Origin of the sequence: Pseudomonas sp. PB105, from assembly GCF_009764655.1 — a bacterium.
Lineage (GTDB): Bacteria > Pseudomonadota > Gammaproteobacteria > Pseudomonadales > Pseudomonadaceae > Aquipseudomonas > Aquipseudomonas cyclaminis.
The window spans coordinates 85,601-106,492 of sequence record NZ_RWIO01000099.1 but is presented as its reverse complement, the minus strand read 5'-3'; the positions used below and the strand labels follow the sequence as shown (position 1 = coordinate 106,492).

General features: G+C 60.9%; 22 protein-coding genes. 13 read left to right on the top strand and 9 right to left on the bottom strand.

Annotated features, from left to right (window positions below):
• Nucleotides 1-16: 16 nt before the first annotated feature.
• Nucleotides 17-1,333, top strand: coding sequence for a bifunctional DedA family/phosphatase PAP2 family protein (locus EJD88_RS26865; RefSeq protein ID WP_112196846.1), 1,317 nt, complete (start codon nucleotides 17-19; stop codon nucleotides 1,331-1,333).
• Here the strand turns inward: EJD88_RS26865 and EJD88_RS26860 are convergent.
• From EJD88_RS26860 to EJD88_RS26845, 4 genes are all read right to left on the bottom strand, one after another.
• A complete protein-coding gene (locus tag EJD88_RS26860; protein WP_099584827.1) occupies nucleotides 1,327-1,542 on the bottom strand; it encodes a hypothetical protein in 216 nt (71 codons plus the stop codon). The two genes, EJD88_RS26865 and EJD88_RS26860, sit on opposite strands and share 7 nt — an antisense overlap.
• 100 nt (nucleotides 1,543-1,642) lie before the next feature.
• Nucleotides 1,643-2,233, bottom strand: a complete 591-nt coding sequence (locus EJD88_RS26855) for an LON peptidase substrate-binding domain-containing protein (protein ID WP_158879378.1) — start codon at nucleotides 2,231-2,233, stop codon at nucleotides 1,643-1,645.
• Nucleotides 2,234-2,254: 21 nt separating this feature from the next.
• The gene (locus EJD88_RS26850) at nucleotides 2,255-2,971 is read right to left on the bottom strand and encodes an LrgB family protein (RefSeq protein ID WP_017735619.1); all 717 of its coding nucleotides are present in this window, start codon (nucleotides 2,969-2,971) and stop codon (nucleotides 2,255-2,257) included.
• Complete coding sequence (locus tag EJD88_RS26845) at nucleotides 2,968-3,321, bottom strand: CidA/LrgA family protein (protein WP_032884588.1); 354 nt, start codon at nucleotides 3,319-3,321, stop codon at nucleotides 2,968-2,970. The genes EJD88_RS26850 and EJD88_RS26845 overlap by 4 nt, the downstream gene beginning before the upstream one ends.
• Before the next feature lie 164 nt (nucleotides 3,322-3,485).
• On the opposite strand from EJD88_RS26845, the gene EJD88_RS26840 reads away from it, so the two are divergent.
• The 3 genes from EJD88_RS26840 (at nucleotide 3,486) to EJD88_RS26830 (ending at nucleotide 6,436) form a co-directional block, all read left to right on the top strand.
• Nucleotides 3,486-3,941, top strand: coding sequence for a MaoC family dehydratase (locus EJD88_RS26840; RefSeq protein ID WP_158879377.1), 456 nt, complete (start codon nucleotides 3,486-3,488; stop codon nucleotides 3,939-3,941).
• A 105-nt stretch (nucleotides 3,942-4,046) separates the two neighbouring features.
• Entirely contained in the window at nucleotides 4,047-5,765 is a 1,719-nt protein-coding gene (locus EJD88_RS26835) for a C13 family peptidase (RefSeq protein WP_099584663.1), read from the top strand.
• A gap of 29 nt (nucleotides 5,766-5,794) precedes the next feature.
• Entirely contained in the window at nucleotides 5,795-6,436 is a 642-nt protein-coding gene (locus EJD88_RS26830; protein ID WP_158879376.1) for an oxidoreductase, read from the top strand.
• A gap of 39 nt (nucleotides 6,437-6,475) precedes the next feature.
• Here the strand turns inward: EJD88_RS26830 and EJD88_RS26825 are convergent, their stop codons facing one another.
• From EJD88_RS26825 to EJD88_RS26810, 4 genes are all read right to left on the bottom strand, one after another.
• Complete coding sequence (locus tag EJD88_RS26825) at nucleotides 6,476-6,760, bottom strand: YceK/YidQ family lipoprotein (RefSeq protein ID WP_099584661.1); 285 nt, start codon at nucleotides 6,758-6,760, stop codon at nucleotides 6,476-6,478.
• Nucleotides 6,753-7,382 (bottom strand): flavin prenyltransferase UbiX, encoded by a 630-nt coding sequence (gene ubiX / locus EJD88_RS26820; protein WP_099584660.1) that lies wholly within the window; start codon nucleotides 7,380-7,382, stop codon nucleotides 6,753-6,755. Before ubiX ends, EJD88_RS26825 begins: the two co-directional genes overlap by 8 nt.
• Nucleotides 7,379-8,728 carry a UDP-N-acetylmuramate:L-alanyl-gamma-D-glutamyl-meso-diaminopimelate ligase gene (gene mpl, locus EJD88_RS26815; RefSeq protein ID WP_158879375.1) on the bottom strand — a complete coding sequence of 450 codons (1,350 nt, stop codon included), beginning with the start codon at nucleotides 8,726-8,728 and terminating at the stop codon, nucleotides 7,379-7,381. The genes ubiX and mpl overlap by 4 nt, the downstream gene beginning before the upstream one ends.
• A gap of 79 nt (nucleotides 8,729-8,807) precedes the next feature.
• Nucleotides 8,808-10,709, bottom strand: a complete 1,902-nt coding sequence (locus EJD88_RS26810; RefSeq protein WP_158879374.1) for a sigma-54-dependent Fis family transcriptional regulator — start codon at nucleotides 10,707-10,709, stop codon at nucleotides 8,808-8,810.
• A gap of 272 nt (nucleotides 10,710-10,981) precedes the next feature.
• Between EJD88_RS26810 and EJD88_RS26805 the strand changes: the two genes are divergently transcribed.
• From EJD88_RS26805 to EJD88_RS26765, 9 genes are all read left to right on the top strand, one after another.
• Complete coding sequence (locus EJD88_RS26805; RefSeq protein ID WP_099584657.1) at nucleotides 10,982-12,502, top strand: aldehyde dehydrogenase family protein; 1,521 nt, start codon at nucleotides 10,982-10,984, stop codon at nucleotides 12,500-12,502.
• A gap of 147 nt (nucleotides 12,503-12,649) precedes the next feature.
• Nucleotides 12,650-14,083 carry an ethanolamine permease gene (eat, locus tag EJD88_RS26800; RefSeq protein WP_112196852.1) on the top strand — a complete coding sequence of 478 codons (1,434 nt, stop codon included), beginning with the start codon at nucleotides 12,650-12,652 and terminating at the stop codon, nucleotides 14,081-14,083.
• A 52-nt stretch (nucleotides 14,084-14,135) separates the two neighbouring features.
• Entirely contained in the window at nucleotides 14,136-15,530 is a 1,395-nt protein-coding gene (locus EJD88_RS26795) for an ethanolamine ammonia-lyase subunit EutB (protein ID WP_099584655.1), read from the top strand.
• The gene (eutC, locus tag EJD88_RS26790; protein WP_158879373.1) at nucleotides 15,527-16,360 is read left to right on the top strand and encodes an ethanolamine ammonia-lyase subunit EutC; all 834 of its coding nucleotides are present in this window, start codon (nucleotides 15,527-15,529) and stop codon (nucleotides 16,358-16,360) included. The genes EJD88_RS26795 and eutC overlap by 4 nt, the downstream gene beginning before the upstream one ends.
• A 92-nt stretch (nucleotides 16,361-16,452) precedes the next feature.
• Entirely contained in the window at nucleotides 16,453-16,911 is a 459-nt protein-coding gene (locus EJD88_RS26785) for an N-acetyltransferase (RefSeq protein WP_017528964.1), read from the top strand.
• A gap of 280 nt (nucleotides 16,912-17,191) precedes the next feature.
• On the top strand, nucleotides 17,192-17,848 hold the full coding sequence (locus tag EJD88_RS26780) for a DedA family protein (protein WP_122308050.1): 657 nt from the start codon (nucleotides 17,192-17,194) through the stop codon (nucleotides 17,846-17,848).
• Between the two features lie 6 nt (nucleotides 17,849-17,854).
• Nucleotides 17,855-18,670 (top strand): zinc-dependent peptidase, encoded by an 816-nt coding sequence (locus EJD88_RS26775; RefSeq protein ID WP_158879372.1) that lies wholly within the window; start codon nucleotides 17,855-17,857, stop codon nucleotides 18,668-18,670.
• Nucleotides 18,671-18,778: 108 nt separating this feature from the next.
• Nucleotides 18,779-19,306, top strand: a complete 528-nt coding sequence (gene ppa / locus EJD88_RS26770; RefSeq protein ID WP_003176323.1) for an inorganic diphosphatase — start codon at nucleotides 18,779-18,781, stop codon at nucleotides 19,304-19,306.
• Nucleotides 19,307-19,520: 214 nt separating this feature from the next.
• Nucleotides 19,521-20,297 carry a S24 family peptidase gene (locus EJD88_RS26765; RefSeq protein WP_158879371.1) on the top strand — a complete coding sequence of 259 codons (777 nt, stop codon included), beginning with the start codon at nucleotides 19,521-19,523 and terminating at the stop codon, nucleotides 20,295-20,297.
• 225 nt (nucleotides 20,298-20,522) lie between these two features.
• Here EJD88_RS26765 and EJD88_RS26760 read toward each other — a convergent pair whose 3' ends face one another.
• On the bottom strand, nucleotides 20,523-20,759 hold the full coding sequence (locus tag EJD88_RS26760; RefSeq protein WP_158879370.1) for a hypothetical protein: 237 nt from the start codon (nucleotides 20,757-20,759) through the stop codon (nucleotides 20,523-20,525).
• Nucleotides 20,760-20,892 lie beyond the last annotated feature (133 nt).

The window sequence follows — 20,892 nt, the reverse complement described above, 5'->3', positions numbered from 1 at the left end:
GAGGGAGTGAGGTTTTATGGGCCAATGGCTCGATAGCATTACTGGCTGGCTGACCGTCAACCCGCAATGGCTGGCGGCGGCGGTGTTTATCGTCGCGTGCGTGGAATGCCTGGCCATCGCCGGGCTGATCGTGCCGGGCACGGTGTTGCTGTTTGCTATTGCGGCGCTGGCCGGCAGCGGTGCGCTGTCGTTGAGTGAAACGCTGTTGCTGGGCTTTCTCGGCGGCTTGCTGGGCGATGGAGTTTCCTACTTCCTGGGCCGACATTTCCACCAGAACATCCGGCGCCTGCCCGGCCTGCGCCACCACCCCGAATGGATGAATGGTGCAGAGACCTACTTTCACAAGTACGGCATCGCCAGCCTGCTGGTCGGACGTTTCATCGGCCCCCTGCGCCCGATGCTGCCGATGGTGGCTGGCATGTGCGACATGCCGTTCCCGCGCTTTGCCCTGGTGAGCATTCTTGCCGCTGCTGGCTGGACGGTGGCTTACTTGCTGCCGGGTTGGGCCACTGGCGCCGCGTTCCGCCTGCCGCTGCCGGAAGGTTTCTGGCCGGAGGCAGGTGTTGTCACGGCCTGCCTGGCGGTACTGCTGGGACTGACCTTGAACAGCAGCCTGCGCGGCCATCGTCGCGCCACCCTGTGGACAGGCTGCGCCAGTCTGATTCTTTTGCTTGCGCTGTTTATCGGCTATCACCACCTCAACGATTTCGACCAGGGTCTGAGCGCGCTGGTGCAGGAGCATCGCAGCGCCTGGCTGGATGAAACCATGGTGATGGTCACCCAGTTGGGTGAGTTCAAGAAGATGTTCGTCGCCAGCGCTGTGTTCACCGGCCTGCTGTTACTGGCACGACAATGGCGCCACGCACTGTTTGTCGGCGCCACGCTGGCCGGGGCCGCCGTGATCAACACCGGGACCAAGTTGTTTTTCGCCCGTGGTCGCCCGGAAATCCTGACAGACCCCCTCACCAGCTTCAGCATGCCCAGTGGCCACGCCTCCGGCGCCTTTGCGTTTTTCCTGGCACTGGCAGTGCTGGCCGGACGCGGCCAACCGACACGGCTGCGCCTGACCTGGATATTGCTGGGCTGCATTCCCGCCGCATTTATCGCGTTGTCTCGGGTGTACCTGGGCGCTCATTGGCCCAGCGACATCCTGGCCGGCACGCTGCTGGCGATGACCGTATGCGCATTCAGCCTGACGGTCAGCCAATACCGCAGCCCGTTGCCGCCGATGCCGGCCAAAGCCTGGTGGCTGGTGCTACCGGCCGTGGTGGCAGTTCTTGGGTTTATCGCCTTTACTGGCACGTCCCACGCACTGCTCAGGTACGCCTACTGACCCTTGGCGGGGCCAATCCAGTCGACTGGCGCGACGCGGCGTTCGGTATAACGCTCGCGCCGCTCCAAGAGCATTTCATCGGCGATCTCTGCGGCGCGCGTGGCGATAAATTCAGCGCCGCGCTTTTCATCCTTGCGGATCAGTTGCGTGGTGATGCTGACAAAAAAGGCGTCCCAAGTGGCCATTTCCGATTGCGTTAGCCGAATCATTCCCATCCCCAGATCAAGGTGTGTGATCGGGGACTATTTCAGTCGGCCCCAAGGCGCAACGAAGGAAAATTCCGAGAGTCTGGCCAGTGAATTCCGAAACTCAGGTAAACAACTCACCCTGTAGCTCATCGAGCAGCATCTGGATTGCATCCAGCCGCTGTTGCGGATCGTCGAGCTGCAGCAGGTCGATCTTGTCAGCCTCGGTGAAGGGCAGCAGATAAGCCAACTGATTGCCCAAGGCTTGCTGGCCATCGGCGTTGGCGTCCATGTCCAGCGAGGCGACCATGGGATGCTCGGCCAGGGCCTGGAGCAACGCCAGCAGATCAGCGTCCTCTTCCTCCAGTGGCTGGTCCGGCTTTTCGCCCAGCCATTGCACGTCGGCCACCAGCAGTTGGTCCTTCTGCACGTTAGCGTCACGCACGCGGAAACGGCGCCCACCTTCGACACGAATCCCCAGCAGGCCATTGTCCTGTTGCTTGAAGTCGCGAATCAGCGCTTCGCAGCCGATCAGCGCATAGCCGTCGGGGGCCATGCCCACTTCCTTGCCGTCAAGGATGCACACCACGCCGAAGCCTTCACCCTTTTTCATGCAACGACTGATCATGTCCAGATAGCGCGCCTCAAATATTTGCAGGTCGAGGGTGCAACCGGGGAACAGCACAGTATTGAGCGGGAACAGCGCCAGACTCATAAAGGTTTCCTTAAACCTGGTTTAAACGATCACTGACACAGCCAACGGCAGGAACACCGCCGTGGCCACGCCCATCAGACTCATGGCCAGCGCCGCAAAGGCGCCGCACTCTTCGCTTTCCTGCAGGGCCACCGAGGTGCCGACGGCGTGGGCGGTCATGCCCAACGCCATGCCGCGCGCCTCGGGGCTGTGCACGCCCAGGCGCGACAGCAGCGCCGGCCCCACCATCGCCCCCACGACACCCGTGATCAGCACAAACACCGCCGCCAGCGCCGCCACACCGCCAATCTGTTCGGCCACCAGCATGGCAATCGGCGAGGTTACCGACTTGGGCGCCATGGTCATCAGCATCATGTGTTCAGCACCGAACCACCAGCCGAGCAGCACACACAGGCCGGTAGCCAGAACGCCGCCTATTACCAGCGTAGTAAAAATCGGCCAGAACAATTGGCGAATGCGCCGCAGATTGAGATACAGCGGCACCGCCAGCGCCACCGTGGCAGGCCCCAGCAGAATACCCATGATTTCGGTGCTCTTGCGGTACTCGGCGTAGCTCAAGCCGCAGGTCAGCAACACGCCGATCACCAGCAGCATTGAGACCAGCACCGGTTGCAGGAAGATCCAGCGGGTTTTCTCGAACCCCGCGAGCACCAGTTGATAGGCGCCCAGGGTAATACCGATACCAAACAGCGGATGATGAATGACGGCCGTCCACGCGCCATGCCAGTCGAAGATCATTGATCCTTCTCCTTGCGCTTGACCATCTGTTGCATCAGCACGCCCACAAAAGCCATGGCGATCACCAGTGACAGCACCAGCGCGCCGACAATGGCCCAGAAATCAGCCGCGATGTCCTTGGCGTAGACCATCACCCCGACTGCCGGCGGCACCAGCAGCAATGGCAAATAGCGCAACAGGCTGCCAGCCGCGAGGCTCAGCGGCTCGCCCACCTCGCCACGCCAGATCAGGAAACCCAGCATCAGCAACAGGCCAATGATCGGCCCCGGCAGTACCGGCAGCAGCAAATGATTGATCGCCGTGCCAATCAACTGAAACAGCACCAGCCATGTCAGACCACGTAACAGCATCCGTCCTCTCCCCCTCTGAACCCGCCCGCATTATAAGCATGCCGGCCCTATGCATCGGCATTCGCCAAAAGCATGGTGGGTTGACCGGGCTGGTTGCCCGTGATGATCTACATTGGTTCTCTGTAATCCATAAAAACTGCATCGATGAACCAAGGAGAGACGCAATGCCCTATGTACCTGTAGCGCAGCTCAAAGATTATGTCGGCAAGGAACTGGGACGTTCCGAATGGCTCACCATCGACCAGGCACGTATCAACCTGTTCGCAGAGGCCACTGGCGATCATCAGTTCATCCACGTCGACCCGGTCAAGGCAGCGCAAACGCCGTTCGGCAGCACCATTGCCCACGGTTTCCTGTCTCTGTCGCTGATGCCCAAGTTGATGGAAGACATCCTGATCATGCCCGAAGGCCTGAAAATGGCGGTCAACTATGGCCTGGACAGCGTGCGTTTTATCCAGCCGGTGAAGGTCAATTCCAAGGTGCGCCTGAACGTCACCCTCACTGACGTCACCGAAAAAAAAACCGGCCAGTGGCTGTTCAAGGCCACCGCCACGCTGGAAATCGAAGGTCAGGAAAAACCGGCGTACATCGCTGAGTCGCTGTCACTCTGCTTCGTGTAAGCGCTTCCCTGTGGTGAGGGACTGAAACTCACCACAGGGCATGTAAATTTATGTATGAACCTCGCAGCTGCGGCATACTCGGCGCTCAATTATCCGGATCCCGCTATGCGCCCACTCGCCCCCCTTGCCCTTGCCCTGTTGCTCACCGCTTGCGGAGACGGCGAATCGCTGTTGCCGCCCGATGCGCGCCTGCCCGACGGCGGCCGCTACCGGGGCGATGTGGTCAACGGTTTGCTGCAAGGCCAGGGCCGTGTGGACTACCCCAACGGCAGTTGGTACGCCGGCGCATTCGACAAGGGCCAGTGGCACGGCCAGGGCGAATGGCACGGCAGCAACGGCGAAGTCTATAAGGGCCAGTTCCAGCAAGGCCTGTTCGACGGCCAGGGCAGCCTGACCACCGCAGCCAGCCAGTATGTCGGCGGTTTCCGCGCCGGCCGGCGCAACGGCGAAGGCACCCTCAAAGAGGGGCAGATGACCTACCGTGGCGAATTCAAAGACGATCAATATTCCGGCCTCGGCCGCCTGGAGCTGGCCGACGGCAGCCAGTACCAGGGCCAGTTCGCCCACGGCAAACCCAACGGCGAAGGCCAGCGCAACGACGACAGCGGCAACCAGTTCAGCGGGCACTTCGTCGATGGTCAGTTGGAGGGCAACGGCACCTTCAACAGCGCCGACGGCGACATCTATGTCGGCCAATTCAAGCAGAACCAGCTCAACGGCAAGGGCCGCTATGAAAACGCCGACGGCGACGTGTGGATCGGCCAGTTCAAGGAAGGCGCGCTCAGCGGCAAGGGCGAGCTGATCGGCGTGGACGGCAGCCATTACGTCGGCCAGTTCAGCGATTGGCGCTTTACCGGCGAAGGCCGCCTGAACCTCACCGACGGCAGCTTCTATATCGGCGGCTTCGACAGCGACAACTATCAGGGTCGCGGCACCCTGGTACTCTCCGACGGCACCGTGCAGGCCGGGACCTGGGTCAACGGCATGCGCGTGCGTGACGCCGACGGCACGTTGCTGCCCGACCCGCTGGAAATCGGCGTGCTGGTCCAAGGCCGCTTGCTCGATGCTGCGCTCGCCGCCGTGCCCGCCTCAACACCTGCCGTGGAGCTGTATACCCTGGCCGTGGCCGGCGACGGCAAACAAAGCGTGTTCCTGCGCGAAGCCGATTACGTCAGCAACATGCTCGCCACGCGCTTCGGCGCACGCGGGCAGATCCGCTTGGTCAATCACCGCGACCATATCGCCGACCGCCCCCTGGCCACCCGCGAAAGCCTGCGCCGCGCCGTGCAAACCCTGGCCGAGCGCACCGGCCCGGAAGACCTGGTGTTTATCTATATGACCAGCCACGGCACCCACGAACATGAACTGGTCCTGGACCAGCCACGCATGGAGCTGGCCGACTTGCCGGCCGATGAGCTGGCCGCCGTGCTTGCACCGCTGAAAAACCGCGACAAGATCGTCGTGATTTCCGCCTGCTATTCCGGCGGCTTTATCCCCGCGCTCAAAGATGATCGCACCCTGATCATGACGGCCTCCCGCGCCGACCGCGTGTCCTTCGGCTGCTCCGAAGAGGCCGACTTCACCTACTTTGGCGACGCCCTCTTCGCCCAAGCCTTCAACCAGACCGACGACTTGCAGCAAGCCTTCAAACTGGCGCAGCTGCATGTGAGCGAACGCGAACAGGCCGACAATTTCGAAGCGTCCGAACCGCAGATCTGGGCCCCCAAAGGCGTGATCGCCCATTGGCAACTTTTACGCAAACAGCAGGCACGAAAGGCGCTCGAAAGCGTCTCAATGAATAGCAAGGAAGCCAAAGGCAACTAAGCTGTAACGTGTAACAAGGGGGAAACACTATGTACCTGACACCTCAGCATATCTTGCTCGCGGGGGCCTCCGGCCTCACTGGCGAACACCTGCTCGACCGCCTGCTCAACGAACCCACCGTAACCCGCGTGCTCGCCCCGAGCCGCAAGCCGCTGGCCGAACATCCGCACCTGGAAAACCCAGTGGGTGACCCGGCGGTGTTCCTGCCGCAACTGAGCGGCCGGGTGGATATCGCCTTCTGCTGCCTGGGCACCACGATCAAAAAAGCCGGCTCGGAAGAGGCCTTTCGTGCGGTTGACCTGGACCTGGTCGTCGCCTTCGCCAAGCGCGCGCGGGAACTGGGCGCACGGCACCTGATCGTGATCAGCGCGATTGGCGCCGACCCCAAATCCTCGATTTTCTACAACCGTGTCAAAGGGGAAATGGAACAGGCGCTCAAGGCCCAAGGCTGGCCGCAACTGACCATCGTGAGGCCTTCGCTGTTATTGGGAGAACGGCTGGAGCCGCGTTTGGCCGAGCAACTGGCCGGGCCGTTGTCACGGTTGATTCCAGGCAAGTACAGAGGGATCGAAGTGTGCGAGCTGGCCCGAGCCATGTGGCGTCTGACGCTGGAAGAGCAGGATGGGGTGCGGGTGGTGGAGTCGGACGATCTGCGCAAACTGGGCAAGTAAGAGCTCCCACATTGGCCTGTGGTGTTTTTAAGATCCAGGCTACAGCCCGCCCGTGGCATTAAACCCCACGCCCAGTACCGTCAACACCGACAACGGCAGCAACAAGGTGTCGAGCAACGCACTCGCCGGCAGGTCGACGCCGGGATAGCTCGGCGCCTCGGCACCAAACCGGTCCTTGGCGCAGCAGCCGCCATTCATCGCATACAGGTCCAACCGCGTGCCGGCATACACCACCGGCGCGCCCGGTTGCGCGGCGTCCAGGGTGCGGGCCGTGGCGCAGCCGGTCAGGTGCAACGCCAACACCAGCAGCAGCGCCTTATTCATCACTGCTCAAATGGTGCTCGCCCCAACGCGGCAGCATGTCCTGGGGGATGTTGAGCAGGTTGAGAATCCGCGCGACCACAAAGTCCACCAGATCATCAATGGTTTGCGGCTGGTGATAAAAGCCTGGCGACGCGGGCAAGATGGTCACGCCCATGTTAGACAGCTTGAGCATGTGCTCCAGATGAATGCTCGAATACGGCGCCTCGCGTGGCACCAGGATCAACTGGCGACGCTCTTTCAAGGTCACGTCTGCCGCGCGCTCGATCAGGTTATTGCAGGCCCCGGTGGCAATCGCCGACAAGGTGCCAGTGGAGCACGGCACCACCACCATCGCCGCCGGCGCGCCGGAGCCCGAGGCCACCGGCGACATCCAGTCTTCTTTGCCGTAGACCTTGATCTGCCCCGCCGCCGCACCGGTGTACTCGGTGAGGAAGGCCTGCATCATCTGCACCTTGGCCGGCAGTGCCACGTCGGTCTCGGTGGCCATCACCAGTTGTGCGGCCTTGGAGATCAGAAAGTGCACCTCGCGGTCCTCGCGCACCAGGCAATCGAGCAGGCGCAGACCATAGGGCGCACCCGAGGCGCCGGTCATCGCCAGGGTAATGCGTTCCGGGCCGCTCATTTGAGCGCCTCGGCCAGCTTGCCATGCAGGCCGCCAAAGCCGCCGTTGCTCATGACCACCACGTGGGTGCCCGGTTTGGCCTGCTGTTTGACGTACTCGATAATGCCTTCAATGCTGTCGCAAACCGTCGACGGCACGGTGCATAACGCTGCAATGCCCGGCAGGTCCCAGCCGAGGTTGGGCGGCGCATACCACACAGCCTGATCGGCGTCGTTGACGCTTTCGGGCAAGCCATCGCGGTGCGCGCCGAGCTTCATGGAGTTGGAGCGCGGTTCGATGATCGCAATGATCGGAGCATCTCCCACACGCTTGCGCAGGCCATCCAGCGTAGTGGCGATCGCCGTAGGGTGGTGGGCAAAGTCATCGTAGATGGTAATCCCGTTCACATCGGCGACTTTTTCCATGCGCCGCTTCACGCTCTTGAACGCGCTCAACGCAGCAATGCCCATGGACGGCACCACGCCCACATGCCGCGCCGCCGCCAACGTCACCAAGGCGTTAGCGACGTTGTGCTGGCCGGTCATATCCCATTCGACGATGCCCTGGGCTTCGCCTTCGAACAGCACTTCAAACCTGGAACCGTCTTCGCTGAGCAACTTGACCTGCCACTGCCCGCCGGTGCCGGTGGTTTGCACCGGCGTCCAGCAGCCCATCTCGATCACGCGCTGCAAGGCTGGCTCGGTGGTGGGGTGAATCACCAGGCCTTCGCTCGGAATGGTGCGCACCAGGTGATGAAATTGACGCTCAATCGCCGGTAGATCGGGGAAGATATCCGCGTGATCGAACTCAAGATTGTTCAGGATCGCCGTACGCGGACGGTAGTGGACAAACTTGGAGCGCTTGTCGAAAAACGCGCTGTCGTATTCGTCCGCTTCAATCACAAAGAACGGCGTATCGCCCAAGCGCGCCGACACCGAGAAGTTCTGTGGCACACCGCCGATCAGGAAGCCGGGGCTCATGCCCGCGTGTTCCAGCACCCAGGCCAGCATGCTGCTGGTGGTGGTCTTGCCGTGAGTGCCGGCCACGGCCAGTACCCAGCGGCCTTGCAGGACGTGGTCGGCCAGCCATTGCGGGCCGGACACGTAAGGCAAGCCTTTATTGAGTACGTATTCGACCGCGGGGTTGCCACGGGACATGGCATTGCCGATCACCACCAGGTCAGGCACCGGGTCAAATTGCGCGGGGTCGTAACCTTGGGTCAGCTCAATGCCCTGGGCTTCGAGTTGCGTACTCATGGGCGGGTAAACGTTGGCATCGGAGCCTGTCACGTGATGACCCAATTCTTTGGCCAAAACCGCCATCGAGCCCATGAAAGTGCCGCAGATACCAAGAATATGAATGTGCATAGTCGACCTCGTAAACATCGAGGCAGGTTAGCGCAGGGGGGCGAAAATCGCACTCTTTAGCTGTAGGACCTGACCACAGTCACCCGGATAGGGACACCCGTGCGATGCCGTGCCGGCGCAGCTTTCTATAGAGTGTGTTACGGCTGACACCCAATTGCTCCGCCGTGTGGCTCATGTGCCAGCGTTGTTGCTCCAGGGCGGTGAGCAAGGCGAGTCGCTCGGCGTCTTCCAGAGGTAACTCTGCGGGCTTGGCCCCCGTCACCGGTTGCGGCCGGGCCTGGCGGATCGACGCGGGCAAGTCTTCCAGCCCCACGCGCCCGTTGTCACACAGCGCCGCCAGCGTGCGCAGAACCGTGCGCAGTTGTCGCACATTACCGGGCCAGGCAAAGGTCAGCAGCGCCGAACGCGCTGCCGGATCGAGTTGTACGGTTTGCCCGTCCGCCTCTTCAGCCAGCAGGAAATCCAGCAACTGGGATTTATCGCTGCGCTCGCGCAACGCCGGCAAACCCACTTCCAGGCCGTTGAGCCGGTAATACAAGTCCTCACGGAAACTGCCGTCCTGCACTCGCGCCAGCAAATTGCGGTGCGTTGCGCTGACGATTCTGACGTTCACCGCCTCGGGCTCACCACCGATGGGTACCACCATGCGATCCTCCAGCACCCTTAATAGACGGGTTTGCAGCGCCAGAGGCATATCGCCGATTTCATCGAGGAACAGGGTGCCGCCATCCGCCTGCTGCAACTTGCCCTGCATCCCTTCTTTGCGTGCCCCGGTGAAACTGCCGCCGCGATATCCGAACAGCTCACTCTCGATCAGGCTTTCCGGGATGGCGGCGCAGTTGAGGGCGACGAAGGCTTTGTCGGCACGCTGGCTGGCGTGATGCACAGCTTTGGCAAAGGCTTCTTTGCCGCTGCCGGTTTCCCCGTTAATCAACAGCGGCACATCACGCTCGAATACCCGCAGGGCCTTGCGGAAATCGTTTTGCAACGCGGGGTCCCCCAGGCAGATGCCGGCCAGACGGGCAGGCTCCGGCTTGCTGATGGGTACCGACGCACTGCGCGGCAGCCCACGCAACGCGGCAAACAAGCGCCGCCCGTCACGGGTACGCAGCGGCCAACTGGCGGTCGCATTGGCGCTGGCGCGACCGAGCAACTGATCCAGGGAGCAGTCGAAAAACGCTTCCACAGGCTTCCCCAGCAAATCGCCACGCACCTGCCCCAACAGGTTCAGTGCGCTCTGGTTGAGCGCACAAATGCGCCCTTCGCCATCGAACGCCAACAACCCTTCGCTGAACAGGCCCACCGACTCGGCCTGCAAATGAAAGCGCAGCAACCAGTGATGTTCAAAGTGACGCAGGAAGTAACAACTCTCGATCATCTTCGCCGACAGATTCACCAGCGCCATGGTGTGGAACTGACTCTGGCGCGACACCGCTTCCCGGGCCGACGACACGTCCAGCACTGCCAGCAGTTCGCCATGGGGGTCGAACACCGGGCTTGCCGAGCAGGTCAGCCCGGTATGACGGCCACGGAAGTGCTCGTCGCGATGAATGGTCAGGGACTGGCGCTCCACCAGGCAGGTGCCGATGCCATTGGTGCCTTCGCAGGCCTCGCTCCAATCAGCACCGAGCCACAACCCGGCACGCTCGAAAATCTTGCGCTCGGACGGCGCTGTGACACAGTTGAGGATCACCCCGCGCGCATCGGTGAGAAGCACCGCGTGGCCGGCGCCGGAGAGTTGCTGGTGCAGGCTGTTCATCTCCGTGCCGGCGATGTGCAGGACTTGTTGCAGGCGCTCGCGGCTTTCCAGCAAACGGCCGTGTTCGAGCACGGTGGGGGCGATGGTTTGCGCAGGGTCGAGGTGGTAATCCTCCAGGCACCGCAGCCAGGAACGGGCGATGGACGGATCGCTGGACGGGTCGCGGCCACGCGCCACGGTTATGACTTGCTGGGCATGGCGGCTGAAATGATCGTTGTGCATGTTCTTATTATTCTCCCTGCGTGAGAACGCCCAGCATCCCCCAGCCCTGCGACAGATGCAATCCCGTGCCGACCCACCGGTCACAGGCTGTACCGTTTATGGCACAAACTGTCACATGCGCTGTACCAGTCGTGTGACAGCAACGCCTTGCAACAAACCCCAACCCCTTGATTTACCTGGCCCTCAAAGCAGTGGCCCAACCTTTGCTCTACGCTTTATCAAGCGCTTGAGCGCTGCACTCCAATAAACATAAAAGCCAGGAGATACCCACCATGCGTTACGCACACCCCGGTACTGAAGGCGCGATCGTTTCGTTCAAGGCCAAGTACGGCAACTACATTGGTGGCGAATTCGTTGCGCCGGTCGACGGCAACTATTTCACCAACACCTCGCCGGTCAACGGCAAGCCTATCGCCGAGTTCCCGCGCTCTACTGCCAAAGACATCGACAAGGCACTCGACGCCGCCCACGCCGCCGCTGACGCCTGGGGCAAGACCTCGGCTCAGGACCGCTCGCTGGTGCTGCTGAAAATCGCCGACCGCATCGAACAGAACCTCGAACTGCTGGCCATCACCGAAACCTGGGACAACGGCAAGGCCGTGCGTGAAACCCTCAACGCCGACATTCCACTGGCCGCCGACCACTTCCGCTACTTCGCCGGCTGTATTCGCGCCCAGGAAGGCACCAGCGCCGAGATCAACGAACACACCGCGTCCTACCACTTCCATGAGCCTCTGGGCGTAGTCGGCCAGATCATTCCGTGGAACTTCCCGATCCTGATGGCTGCGTGGAAACTCGCGCCGGCCCTGGCCGCCGGTAACTGCGTGGTGCTCAAGCCCGCCGAGCAAACGCCGCTGGGCATCACCGTACTGATGGAAGTAATCGGCGACCTGCTGCCGCCGGGCGTGCTTAACGTGGTGCAAGGTTTCGGCAAAGAAGCCGGCGAGGCCCTGGCCACCAGCAAGCGTATCGCCAAGATCGCCTTTACCGGCTCGACCCCGGTGGGTTCGCACATCATGCATGCGGCGGCCGAGAACATTATTCCGTCCACCGTCGAGTTGGGCGGCAAGTCGCCGAACATCTTCTTCGCCGACATCATGAAAGCCGAACCGTCGTTCATCGAGAAAGCCGCCGAAGGCCTGGTGCTGGCATTCTTCAACCAAGGCGAGGTGTGCACCTGCCCATCCCGTGCGCTGGTGGAAGAGTCGATCTACGACGACTTCATGAAAGTGGTAATGAAGAAAATCGAACAGATCAAACGCGGCGACCCGCTGGACACCGACACCATGGTCGGCGCCCAGGCGTCCGAGCAGCAGTTCGACAAGATCCTGTCCTACCTGGAAATCGCCAAGGGTGAAGGCGCGCAACTGCTGACCGGCGGCAAGGTCGAGCAACTCACCGGCGACATGGCGGGCGGCTATTACATCCAGCCGACCCTGCTCAAGGGCACCAACGACATGCGCGTGTTCCAGGAAGAAATCTTCGGCCCAGTGGTGAGCATCACCACCTTCAAGGACGAAGCTGAAGCCCTGGCGATTGCCAACGACACCGAGTTCGGCCTCGGCGCCGGCGTGTGGACCCGCGACATCAACCGCGCCTACCGCATGGGCCGGGCGATCAAGGCGGGCCGCGTGTGGACCAACTGCTACCACCTGTACCCGGCGCATGCCGCGTTTGGCGGTTACAAGAAGTCCGGCGTGGGTCGCGAAACCCACAAGATGATGTTGGATCATTACCAGCAGACCAAAAACTTGCTGGTGAGCTACGACATTAATCCGTTGGGCTTCTTCTAACTACCGCCCCTCCCACCTTTGAAATGCAATCAACTGTGGGAGGGGACTTTGCCCCTCCCAGAGTTTTAGATCTTCATAAGTACTTGCGATGTGCATTCGGCATAAATAAGCCGAGTTAAAAACAATAACAATGAAAGGTACTTTCCCATGCCTAACGAACCCACTGGCTCTTCCGTCGACTTCGAAAAAGTCGGCACCGATTACTTCCAACAACGCGAACTGAAAAAAGGCGCCGCCGGCTGGGTGCTGTTAGTTGGCCTTGGCGTTGCCTACGTGATCTCCGGCGACTACGCCGGCTGGAACTTCGGCCTGGCCCAGGGTGGTTGGGGCGGAATGTTCCTCGCTACATTGCTGATGGCCACCATGTACCTGTGCATGTGTTTTTCCCTGGCCGAACTGTCTTCCATGATTCCTACCGCTGGCGGTGGCTACGGCTTCGCCCGCAGTGCATTTGGCCCCTGGGGCGGGTTCCTGACAGGCACCGCGATCCTGATCGAATACGCCATTGCCCCCGCCGCCATCGCCGTGTTTATCGGCGCCTATTGCGAGTCACTGTTCGGCATCGGCGGCTGGATGATTTACCTGGCGTTCTACATCATCTTTATCGGCATCCATATTTTCGGGGTTGGCGAGGCTTTAAAGCTGATGTTCGTGATCACCGCCGTCGCCGCGATTGCCCTGGGCGTCTTCCTGGTGGCCATGGTGCCGCACTTCAACGTCGCCAACCTGCTGGACATTCCCGTGACCGAGGCCAAGGGCGCCAGCACCTTCCTGCCCTTCGGCTACGTCGGTGTGTGGGCCGCGATCCCCTATGCGATCTGGTTTTTCCTGGCGGTTGAAGGTGTGCCACTGGCCGCCGAAGAAACCAAGAACCCCAAGCGCGACCTGCCTCGCGGCCTGATCGGCGCCATTGTGGTGCTGACCAGTTTTGCCCTGTTGATCCTGGTGATTGCACCGGGCGGCGCGGGCACTTATGCGCTGATCAAATCCGGTAACCCGCTGGTTGAAGCGCTGGCGTTGTCCTACGGCGGTTCGACCTGGATGGGCAGCTTCGTCAATCTGGTGGGCCTGGCGGGTCTGATCGCGAGCTTTTTCTCGATTATCTATGCCTATTCACGGCAGATCTTCGCCTTGTCCCGCGCCGGTTACCTGCCGCGCAAACTGTCCCAGACCAACAAAAGCAAGGCGCCGGTACTGGCCTTGGTGATCCCCGGCATCATCGGCTTTGGCCTGTCGCTGACCGGCCAGGGTGATCTGCTGATCCTGGTGGCCGTGTTTGGCGCGACGATTTCCTACGTGCTGATGATGGCCGCGCACATCACCCTGCGCATTCGTCGCCCCAAAATGGAACGTCCTTACCGCACACCGGGAGGCATCTTTACCTCCGGTGTCGCGCTGGTATTGGCTTGCGTGGCCGTAGTGGCGGGCTTTTTGGTGGATCCGCGGGTGGTGATTGGCGCCGCGATCATCTATGGAGTATTAATTGCTTACTTTGCTTTCTACAGCCGGCATCACTTGGTAGCAGGCACGCCCGAAGAGGAATTCGCGGCGATCCAGGCCGCAGAGGCCGCCTTGCACTAACTGCCGTAAACCTCGACGCGGGCAACTGCTCGCGTCGTCAAGGAGACACTGTATGGCAAGCTTTTCCCACGCGGTCGGTGCACAGACCTACCGCTTCGACAGCCTCAAGGACGTGATGGCCAAGGCCAGCCCGGCACGCTCCGGGGACTTCCTCGCTGGCGTCGCCGCGCAGAACGACGGCGAGCGCGTCGCGGCGCAAATGGCGCTGGCGAACATCCCGCTCAAGCACTTCCTGGAAGAAGCGCTGATCCCCTATGAAAGCGATGAAGTCACCCGGCTGATCATCGACACCCACGATAAACCGGCGTTTGCGGCGGTCAGCCACCTGACCGTCGGCGGGCTGCGCGATTGGCTGCTCAGTGATGCGGCCGACGAACATTCCCTACGCGCATTGGCGCCGGGGCTGACACCGGAAATGGCCGCGGCCGTATCCAAGATCATGCGCGTGCAGGACTTGGTACTGGTGGCGCAAAAGATCCGTGTAGTCACCCAGTTTCGCGGCACCATGGGCCTGCGCGGGCGCCTGTCGACCCGCCTGCAACCCAACCACCCGACGGATGAACCGGCCGGCATCGCCGCCAGCATTCTCGACGGCCTGCTGTATGGCAACGGCGACGCCATGATCGGCATCAACCCGGCCACCGACAGCATCGCCTCGATCTGCGCCATGCTGGAGATGCTCGACGCGATCATCCAGCGCTACGAAATCCCCACCCAGGCCTGCGTGCTGACCCACGTCACCACCTCTATCGAAGCGATCAACCGGGGCGTGCCGCTGGATTTGGTGTTTCAGTCCATTGCGGGGACAGAGGCGGCCAATGCCAGTTTCGGCATCAACCTGAACGTGCTGCAGGAAGGCTACGACGCGGGCTTGAGCCTGAACCGTGGCACCTTGGGCCAGAACCTGATGTATTTCGAAACCGGCCAGGGCAGTGCCTTGTCGGCCAACGCGCACTTTGGCGTCGACCAGCAAACCTGCGAAACCCGGGCCTATGCCGTGGCACGGCATTTCAAACCGTTTCTGGTCAACACCGTGGTCGGGTTTATCGGCCCCGAGTACCTGTACAACGGCAAGCAGATCATCCGCGCCGGCCTCGAAGATCACTTCTGCGGCAAATTGCTGGGCGTGCCGATGGGTTGCGACATCTGCTACACCAACCACGCCGAAGCCGACCAGGACGACATGGACACCCTGCTGACCCTGCTCGGCGTGGCCGGGATCAACTTCATCATGGGCATCCCCGGCTCCGACGACATCATGCTCAACTACCAGACCACCTCGTTCCACGACGCGCTGTACGCCCGCCAGACACTGGGTTTAAAACCGGCGCCGGAGTTTGAACAATGGCTGGCGAAAATGGGCATCTTCACGCAGGCCGACGGCAAGGTACGCTTCGGCAATAGCCTGCCACCGGCGTTTCGCCAAGCCTTGGCGCAATTGGGATGAAGGAGCCGACCGTGCAACCAGAATTGCCTGACAACCCGTGGCTGGAACTGCGCCGCCTGACCCCGGCGCGCATCGCCCTGGGCCGTACTGGCACCAGCATTCCCACTAACGCCCAGCTGGATTTTCAGTTCGCCCACGCCCAGGCGCGGGACGCGGTGCACTTGCCCTTCGATCATGCAGGCATCAGCAGCCAACTGGCCGAACGCGGACGCGACAGCCTGTTACTACACAGCGCCGCCAGTGACCGGCACAGCTACCTGCAACGCCCGGACCTGGGGCGACGTTTAAGCGATGAGTCAGCCCAGGCCCTGCGCGACCATGCGGCGGCCAACCCTGGCGGCGTGGACCTGGCGGTGGTGGTGGCGGATGGTCTTTCGGCGTTGGCGGTGCATAAACACACGCTGCCGTTTCTGACACGCATGGAGGAACAGACCCACGCCGAAGGGTGGTCCTTGTCGCCCGTCATTCTGGTGGAACAGGGCCGCGTTGCCGTGGCGGATGAGATTGGCCAATTGCTCGGCGCCAAGATGGTCGTCATCCTGATCGGCGAACGGCCAGGGCTCAGTTCGCCGGACAGTTTGGGGCTGTACTTCACTTACAACCCCAAAGTTGGCCTCACGGATGCGTATCGCAATTGCATCTCCAATGTGCGCTTGGAAGGCTTGAGTTATGGCATGGCGGCCCATCGCCTGCTGTACTTGATGCGAGAGGCCTGTCGCCGGCAGCTGTCGGGGGTCAACCTCAAGGATGAGGCGCAGGTGCAGACCATCGAATCCGACGACCCGGACCTCATGAAAGGCAATTTCCTGCTCAGCCCACCCGAGGACTGATCCCGGCACGATTGCGCTTTTTGGCGTCTTTAGGCAGCATCAAGTCACGGCCGCGCGTGTGGTCATACCCCATTTGGAAGTTGAGGCCTGGCATGCGGATTACTCAAGCGACCCTGGAACACTTGGACCTGTTGACCCCGCTGTTCGTCAAATACCGCGAGTTTTACGGGGCGCTGCCCTTTCCGGATTCGTCGCGGGCCTTCCTGGAAAAGCGCCTGCGCCGCAAGGAATCGGTGATCTACCTGGCGCTGGCCGATGATGATGACAAGAAATTGCTTGGGTTCTGCCAGCTGTATCCAAGCTTTTCGTCGCTGTCGCTCAAGCGGGTGTGGATACTCAACGACATCTATGTGGCCGAGGACGCACGCCGCCAACTGGTAGCGGACAACCTGATGCGCACGGCGAAGAAGATGGCCAAGGAGACGCATGCGGTGCGGCTGCGGGTGTCGACCAGCAGTGACAATGAAGTGGCACAGAAGACCTACGAGTCGATCGGGTTTCGCGAGGACACGGAGTTCAAGAACTACACCTTGCCGATCAGCGAAGACTGAGCCCCCAAACACTGCAAACCCATTGTGGGAGGGGGCTTGCCCCCGATAGCGGCGTACCAGTCAGACTATTTATAACTGACACGCCCTCATCGTGGGCAAGCCCCCTCCCACATTTGGCTTTGCGACATCCCCCGCTACAAAACCAACAGGCTTTTCACCTCTCAATCCGTATAATGCGGACCCTTCAGGGTTGTAAGAAATGCGGCATACACTTGTAGCCTTATTAACCCGAGCTTCCGCACAAGCCTGCTGAGCCGGGCTATTCACACAGGTGCCATCCATGGATTTCAACCCGCTCGACCTTATCCTGCATCTCGACGTCTACCTCGACCTGCTGGTAACCAATTACGGTCCGTGGATCTACGCCATTCTGTTTCTGGTGATTTTTTGCGAAACCGGCCTGGTGGTCATGCCGTTCCTGCCGGGTGATTCCCTGCTGTTTATCGCCGGCGCCGTCGCTGCTGGTGGCGGTATGGACCCGGTCTTACTGGGCGGCCTGTTGATGCTGGCAGCGATCCTCGGCGACAGCACCAACTACGTGATCGGGCGAACTGCCGGAGAACGCTTGTTCAGCAACCCGAACTCGAAGATCTTCCGCCGCGATTACCTGCAAAAGACCCACGACTTCTACGACAGGCACGGCGGCAAAACCGTGACCCTGGCGCGCTTCCTGCCGATCCTGCGCACCTTTGCGCCGTTCGTCGCCGGCATCGCGAGAATGCCCTACCCGCGCTTTTTCGGTTTCAGCGTACTGGGCACCATCCTCTGGGTCGGCGGCCTGGTGACCCTGGGCTACTTCTTCGGCAACGTGCCATTTATCAAGAAAAACCTGTCGCTGCTGGTGGTGTTCATCATCCTGCTGTCCCTGGTGCCGATGATCATCGGGGTGTTCCGCAGCCGTTTTGGCCGCACCTCCTCCGAAGCCAAGCCGCACTGACCTGCGATGTGGTCCCTCAGCGCCTGGCGTCGCCGGCGCCTGCTGGCCAAGCACCCGATTGCCGATGACGCCTGGCAGCGGGTGCGCCACCACCTGACCTTCCTCGACGGCATCAGCGCCGAGCAGGACCAGTGGCTGCGCGAAGCCTGCGTGGTGTTCCTCGCCGAAAAACACCTGACCGCCCTGCCCGGCGTCGAACTGCACCAGGAACAACGCCTGCTGCTGGCCGCCCAGGCGCAATTGCCGCTGATGAACCTCGGCGACCTCGACTGGTACCAGGGCTTCCACGAAATCGTGCTGTACCCCGACGATTTCCTCAGCCCCCAGCGCCATCGTGACAGCAGCGGCATCGAACACGAGTGGGACGGCGAACACAGCGGCGAAGCCTGGCAACAAGGCCCGGTGATCCTCGCCTGGCCCGGCGTGCTCGCCAGCGGCCAGTGGGAAGGCTACAACCTGGTAATCCACGAACTGGCGCACAAACTCGACATGCTCAACGGCGACGCCAATGGCCTGCCGCCCCTGCACAGCGACATGCGCGTGCAGGAGTGGGCCAGCGTGATGCAGGGCGCTTACGACGACCTGAATCGCCAACTGGACGCCAACCCGGATGCCGAGACCGAGATCGACCCCTACGCCGCGGAAAATCCGGCGGAATTCTTTGCCGTCACCAGTGAATATTTTTTCAGCGCCCCGGATTTACTGGTCAGCACCTATCCACAGGTATACGCCCAACTCAGCCGCTTTTACCGCCAGGATCCCTTGGCCCGCCTGACCCTCCTGCAAGCCCACGACCCGCGTTATCAGCCGCAAGACGAATGACCGTACGACGTCTGGCGCATGGCATCGCCGTCAGAATATGCCTATAATCGCCGCCACTTTTAGGCCAATCCGGCCATGTCATATGGCCAACTACGGGGGCAACGCCCAATGAGCTACAGCAAGATTCCGGCTGGCAAAGACCTGCCGAACGACATCTACGTCGCCATCGAAATTCCGGCCAACCACGCGCCGATCAAATACGAAATCGACAAAGACAGCGACTGCCTGTTCGTTGACCGTTTCATGGCCACCCCGATGTTCTACCCGGCCAACTACGGTTTTATCCCGAACACCCTGGCTGACGACGGTGACCCCCTCGACGTGCTGGTTGTAACCCCTTACCCGGTTACCCCAGGTTCGGTTATCCGCGCTCGCCCAGTCGGCATCCTGAACATGACCGACGACGGCGGCGGCGATGCCAAAGTTATCGCGGTACCCCACGACAAGCTGTCCCAGCTGTACGTGGACGTGAAGGAATACACCGACCTGCCGCCACTGCTGCTGGAACAGATCAAGCACTTCTTCGAGAACTACAAAGACCTCGAAAAAGGCAAATGGGTGAAGATCGACGGTTGGGGCAACGCAGACGCCGCCCGCGCCGAGATCATGAAGTCGGTCGCTGCCTACAAAGGCTGACACTGACTCATCATTGCCCCGGCAATCAAAAAAGCTCCGATCATTCGGGGCTTTTTTTGTGGGAAAAATTAAACAACAAGTTCAACAGTTAGTACGCAGCGTTCAACTAAGCGCTCCTACCGAAAGATCCGACTACAACTAAGTAAAAACCTACACGTGCAATTCAACGCATGGTTTATTTGATTAGTTTTTTCGGCCAGTAAACTCTGCGTTTATGAATACATCAGGTGATCGTTTAAAAGCGCTATTGCGGGAAGTTCATCTTTCCGCTTCAGACTTCGCCAAGAACCGCGGTGTCACGCCTCAACACGTGAACAACTGGTTCAAGCGCGGCGTACCCATGGGCCGACTCAACGAGATCGCAGAACTGCTCTGCGTCTCCAGCCGTTGGCTGCGCAACGGTGAAGGCCCCAAACACCCTCCGGCCAACTTCCTGCTCGAAGGCCCGGAAACACGCAAAGGACTGCCCACCACCCGCGAAGGAAGCGGCAAATACCTCACAGGCCCCGCCTGCCCACCGGAAAAAATCGACGTGGAGATTCCCCTCCACCCCACCTTCACCTCAACCCAACGCATCCGTGTCGCCCTGTACACCCTCGAAACCCTCAACGTAAACCCCGACCGCGCGGTAGGCGCCTACATGGTCGACAACAGCATGATCGACATCATCCAACAAGGCTCCACCCTCGCCATCGACAAAGGCCGCACCCAGATCATCGACGGCGAAATCTACGCCGTCGAACACGACGGCATGCTGCGCATCAAATACCTCTACAACCGCCCCGGCGGCGGCCTGCGCATGCGTAGCCACAACGCCGGCGAACACCCGGATGAATACCTGAACCATGAAGAACGGTTCGAGCAGAACTTCAAAATCGTCGGCTGGGTATTCTGGTGGTCCACCCTCAACAACCGCCGCCCGCCGGTGCCGCTGGATGAGCATCTTTTGGGCTGGGAAGGCTCTAAATCGGAACCGGAGGTGGGCAATTGAAGTGAATGTGGGTATCATGCGCCGCACATTTGGCAGGGGTTGGCTTTACGGCTATCCACCTTGCTCGGCGAAGCGGAGGAGTTCCCGCGGATGCCCCTACTATTCAGCCCGACGCAATGTGGGCTGAGCGATTTGAAGGCTGCTGAGGTTTGTCAAAAACAAGCTGAGGCAGTCCCCGAGAAGCCGGCCACAAGCCGGCTTTTTAATGCTCGAAAATCCTAAACGTTAGCTAGTCCGCATACACTCCACCGCCCGGTCCGCCACCATCTTCGCCATCTCCACCAAATGCATCACCACCCTCTGCGGCGCAGCCATTGGCTCACCGAGCAACTGCGAAGTCGCCGCCGCACACTGCAGCAATTCAGCCACGCGCACCCAAGCATCTTCAAAGCTCAGCTCTTCATTGACAATAAAGGGGTTAGTCTCAGGCGATGAGGGCGAATCCGAAACAACGTTATCCATAGCAAACCTCCAATCGATAATTTGGAGCTGCCACTAAGCGCGACTAAACGAAAGGTGGCAGCTGTACGCAGGTTAGTCGACCGGTCGATTGGAAACCCGGCGCACCCGGAGGTGCCCTGCGCACAGCCACCAT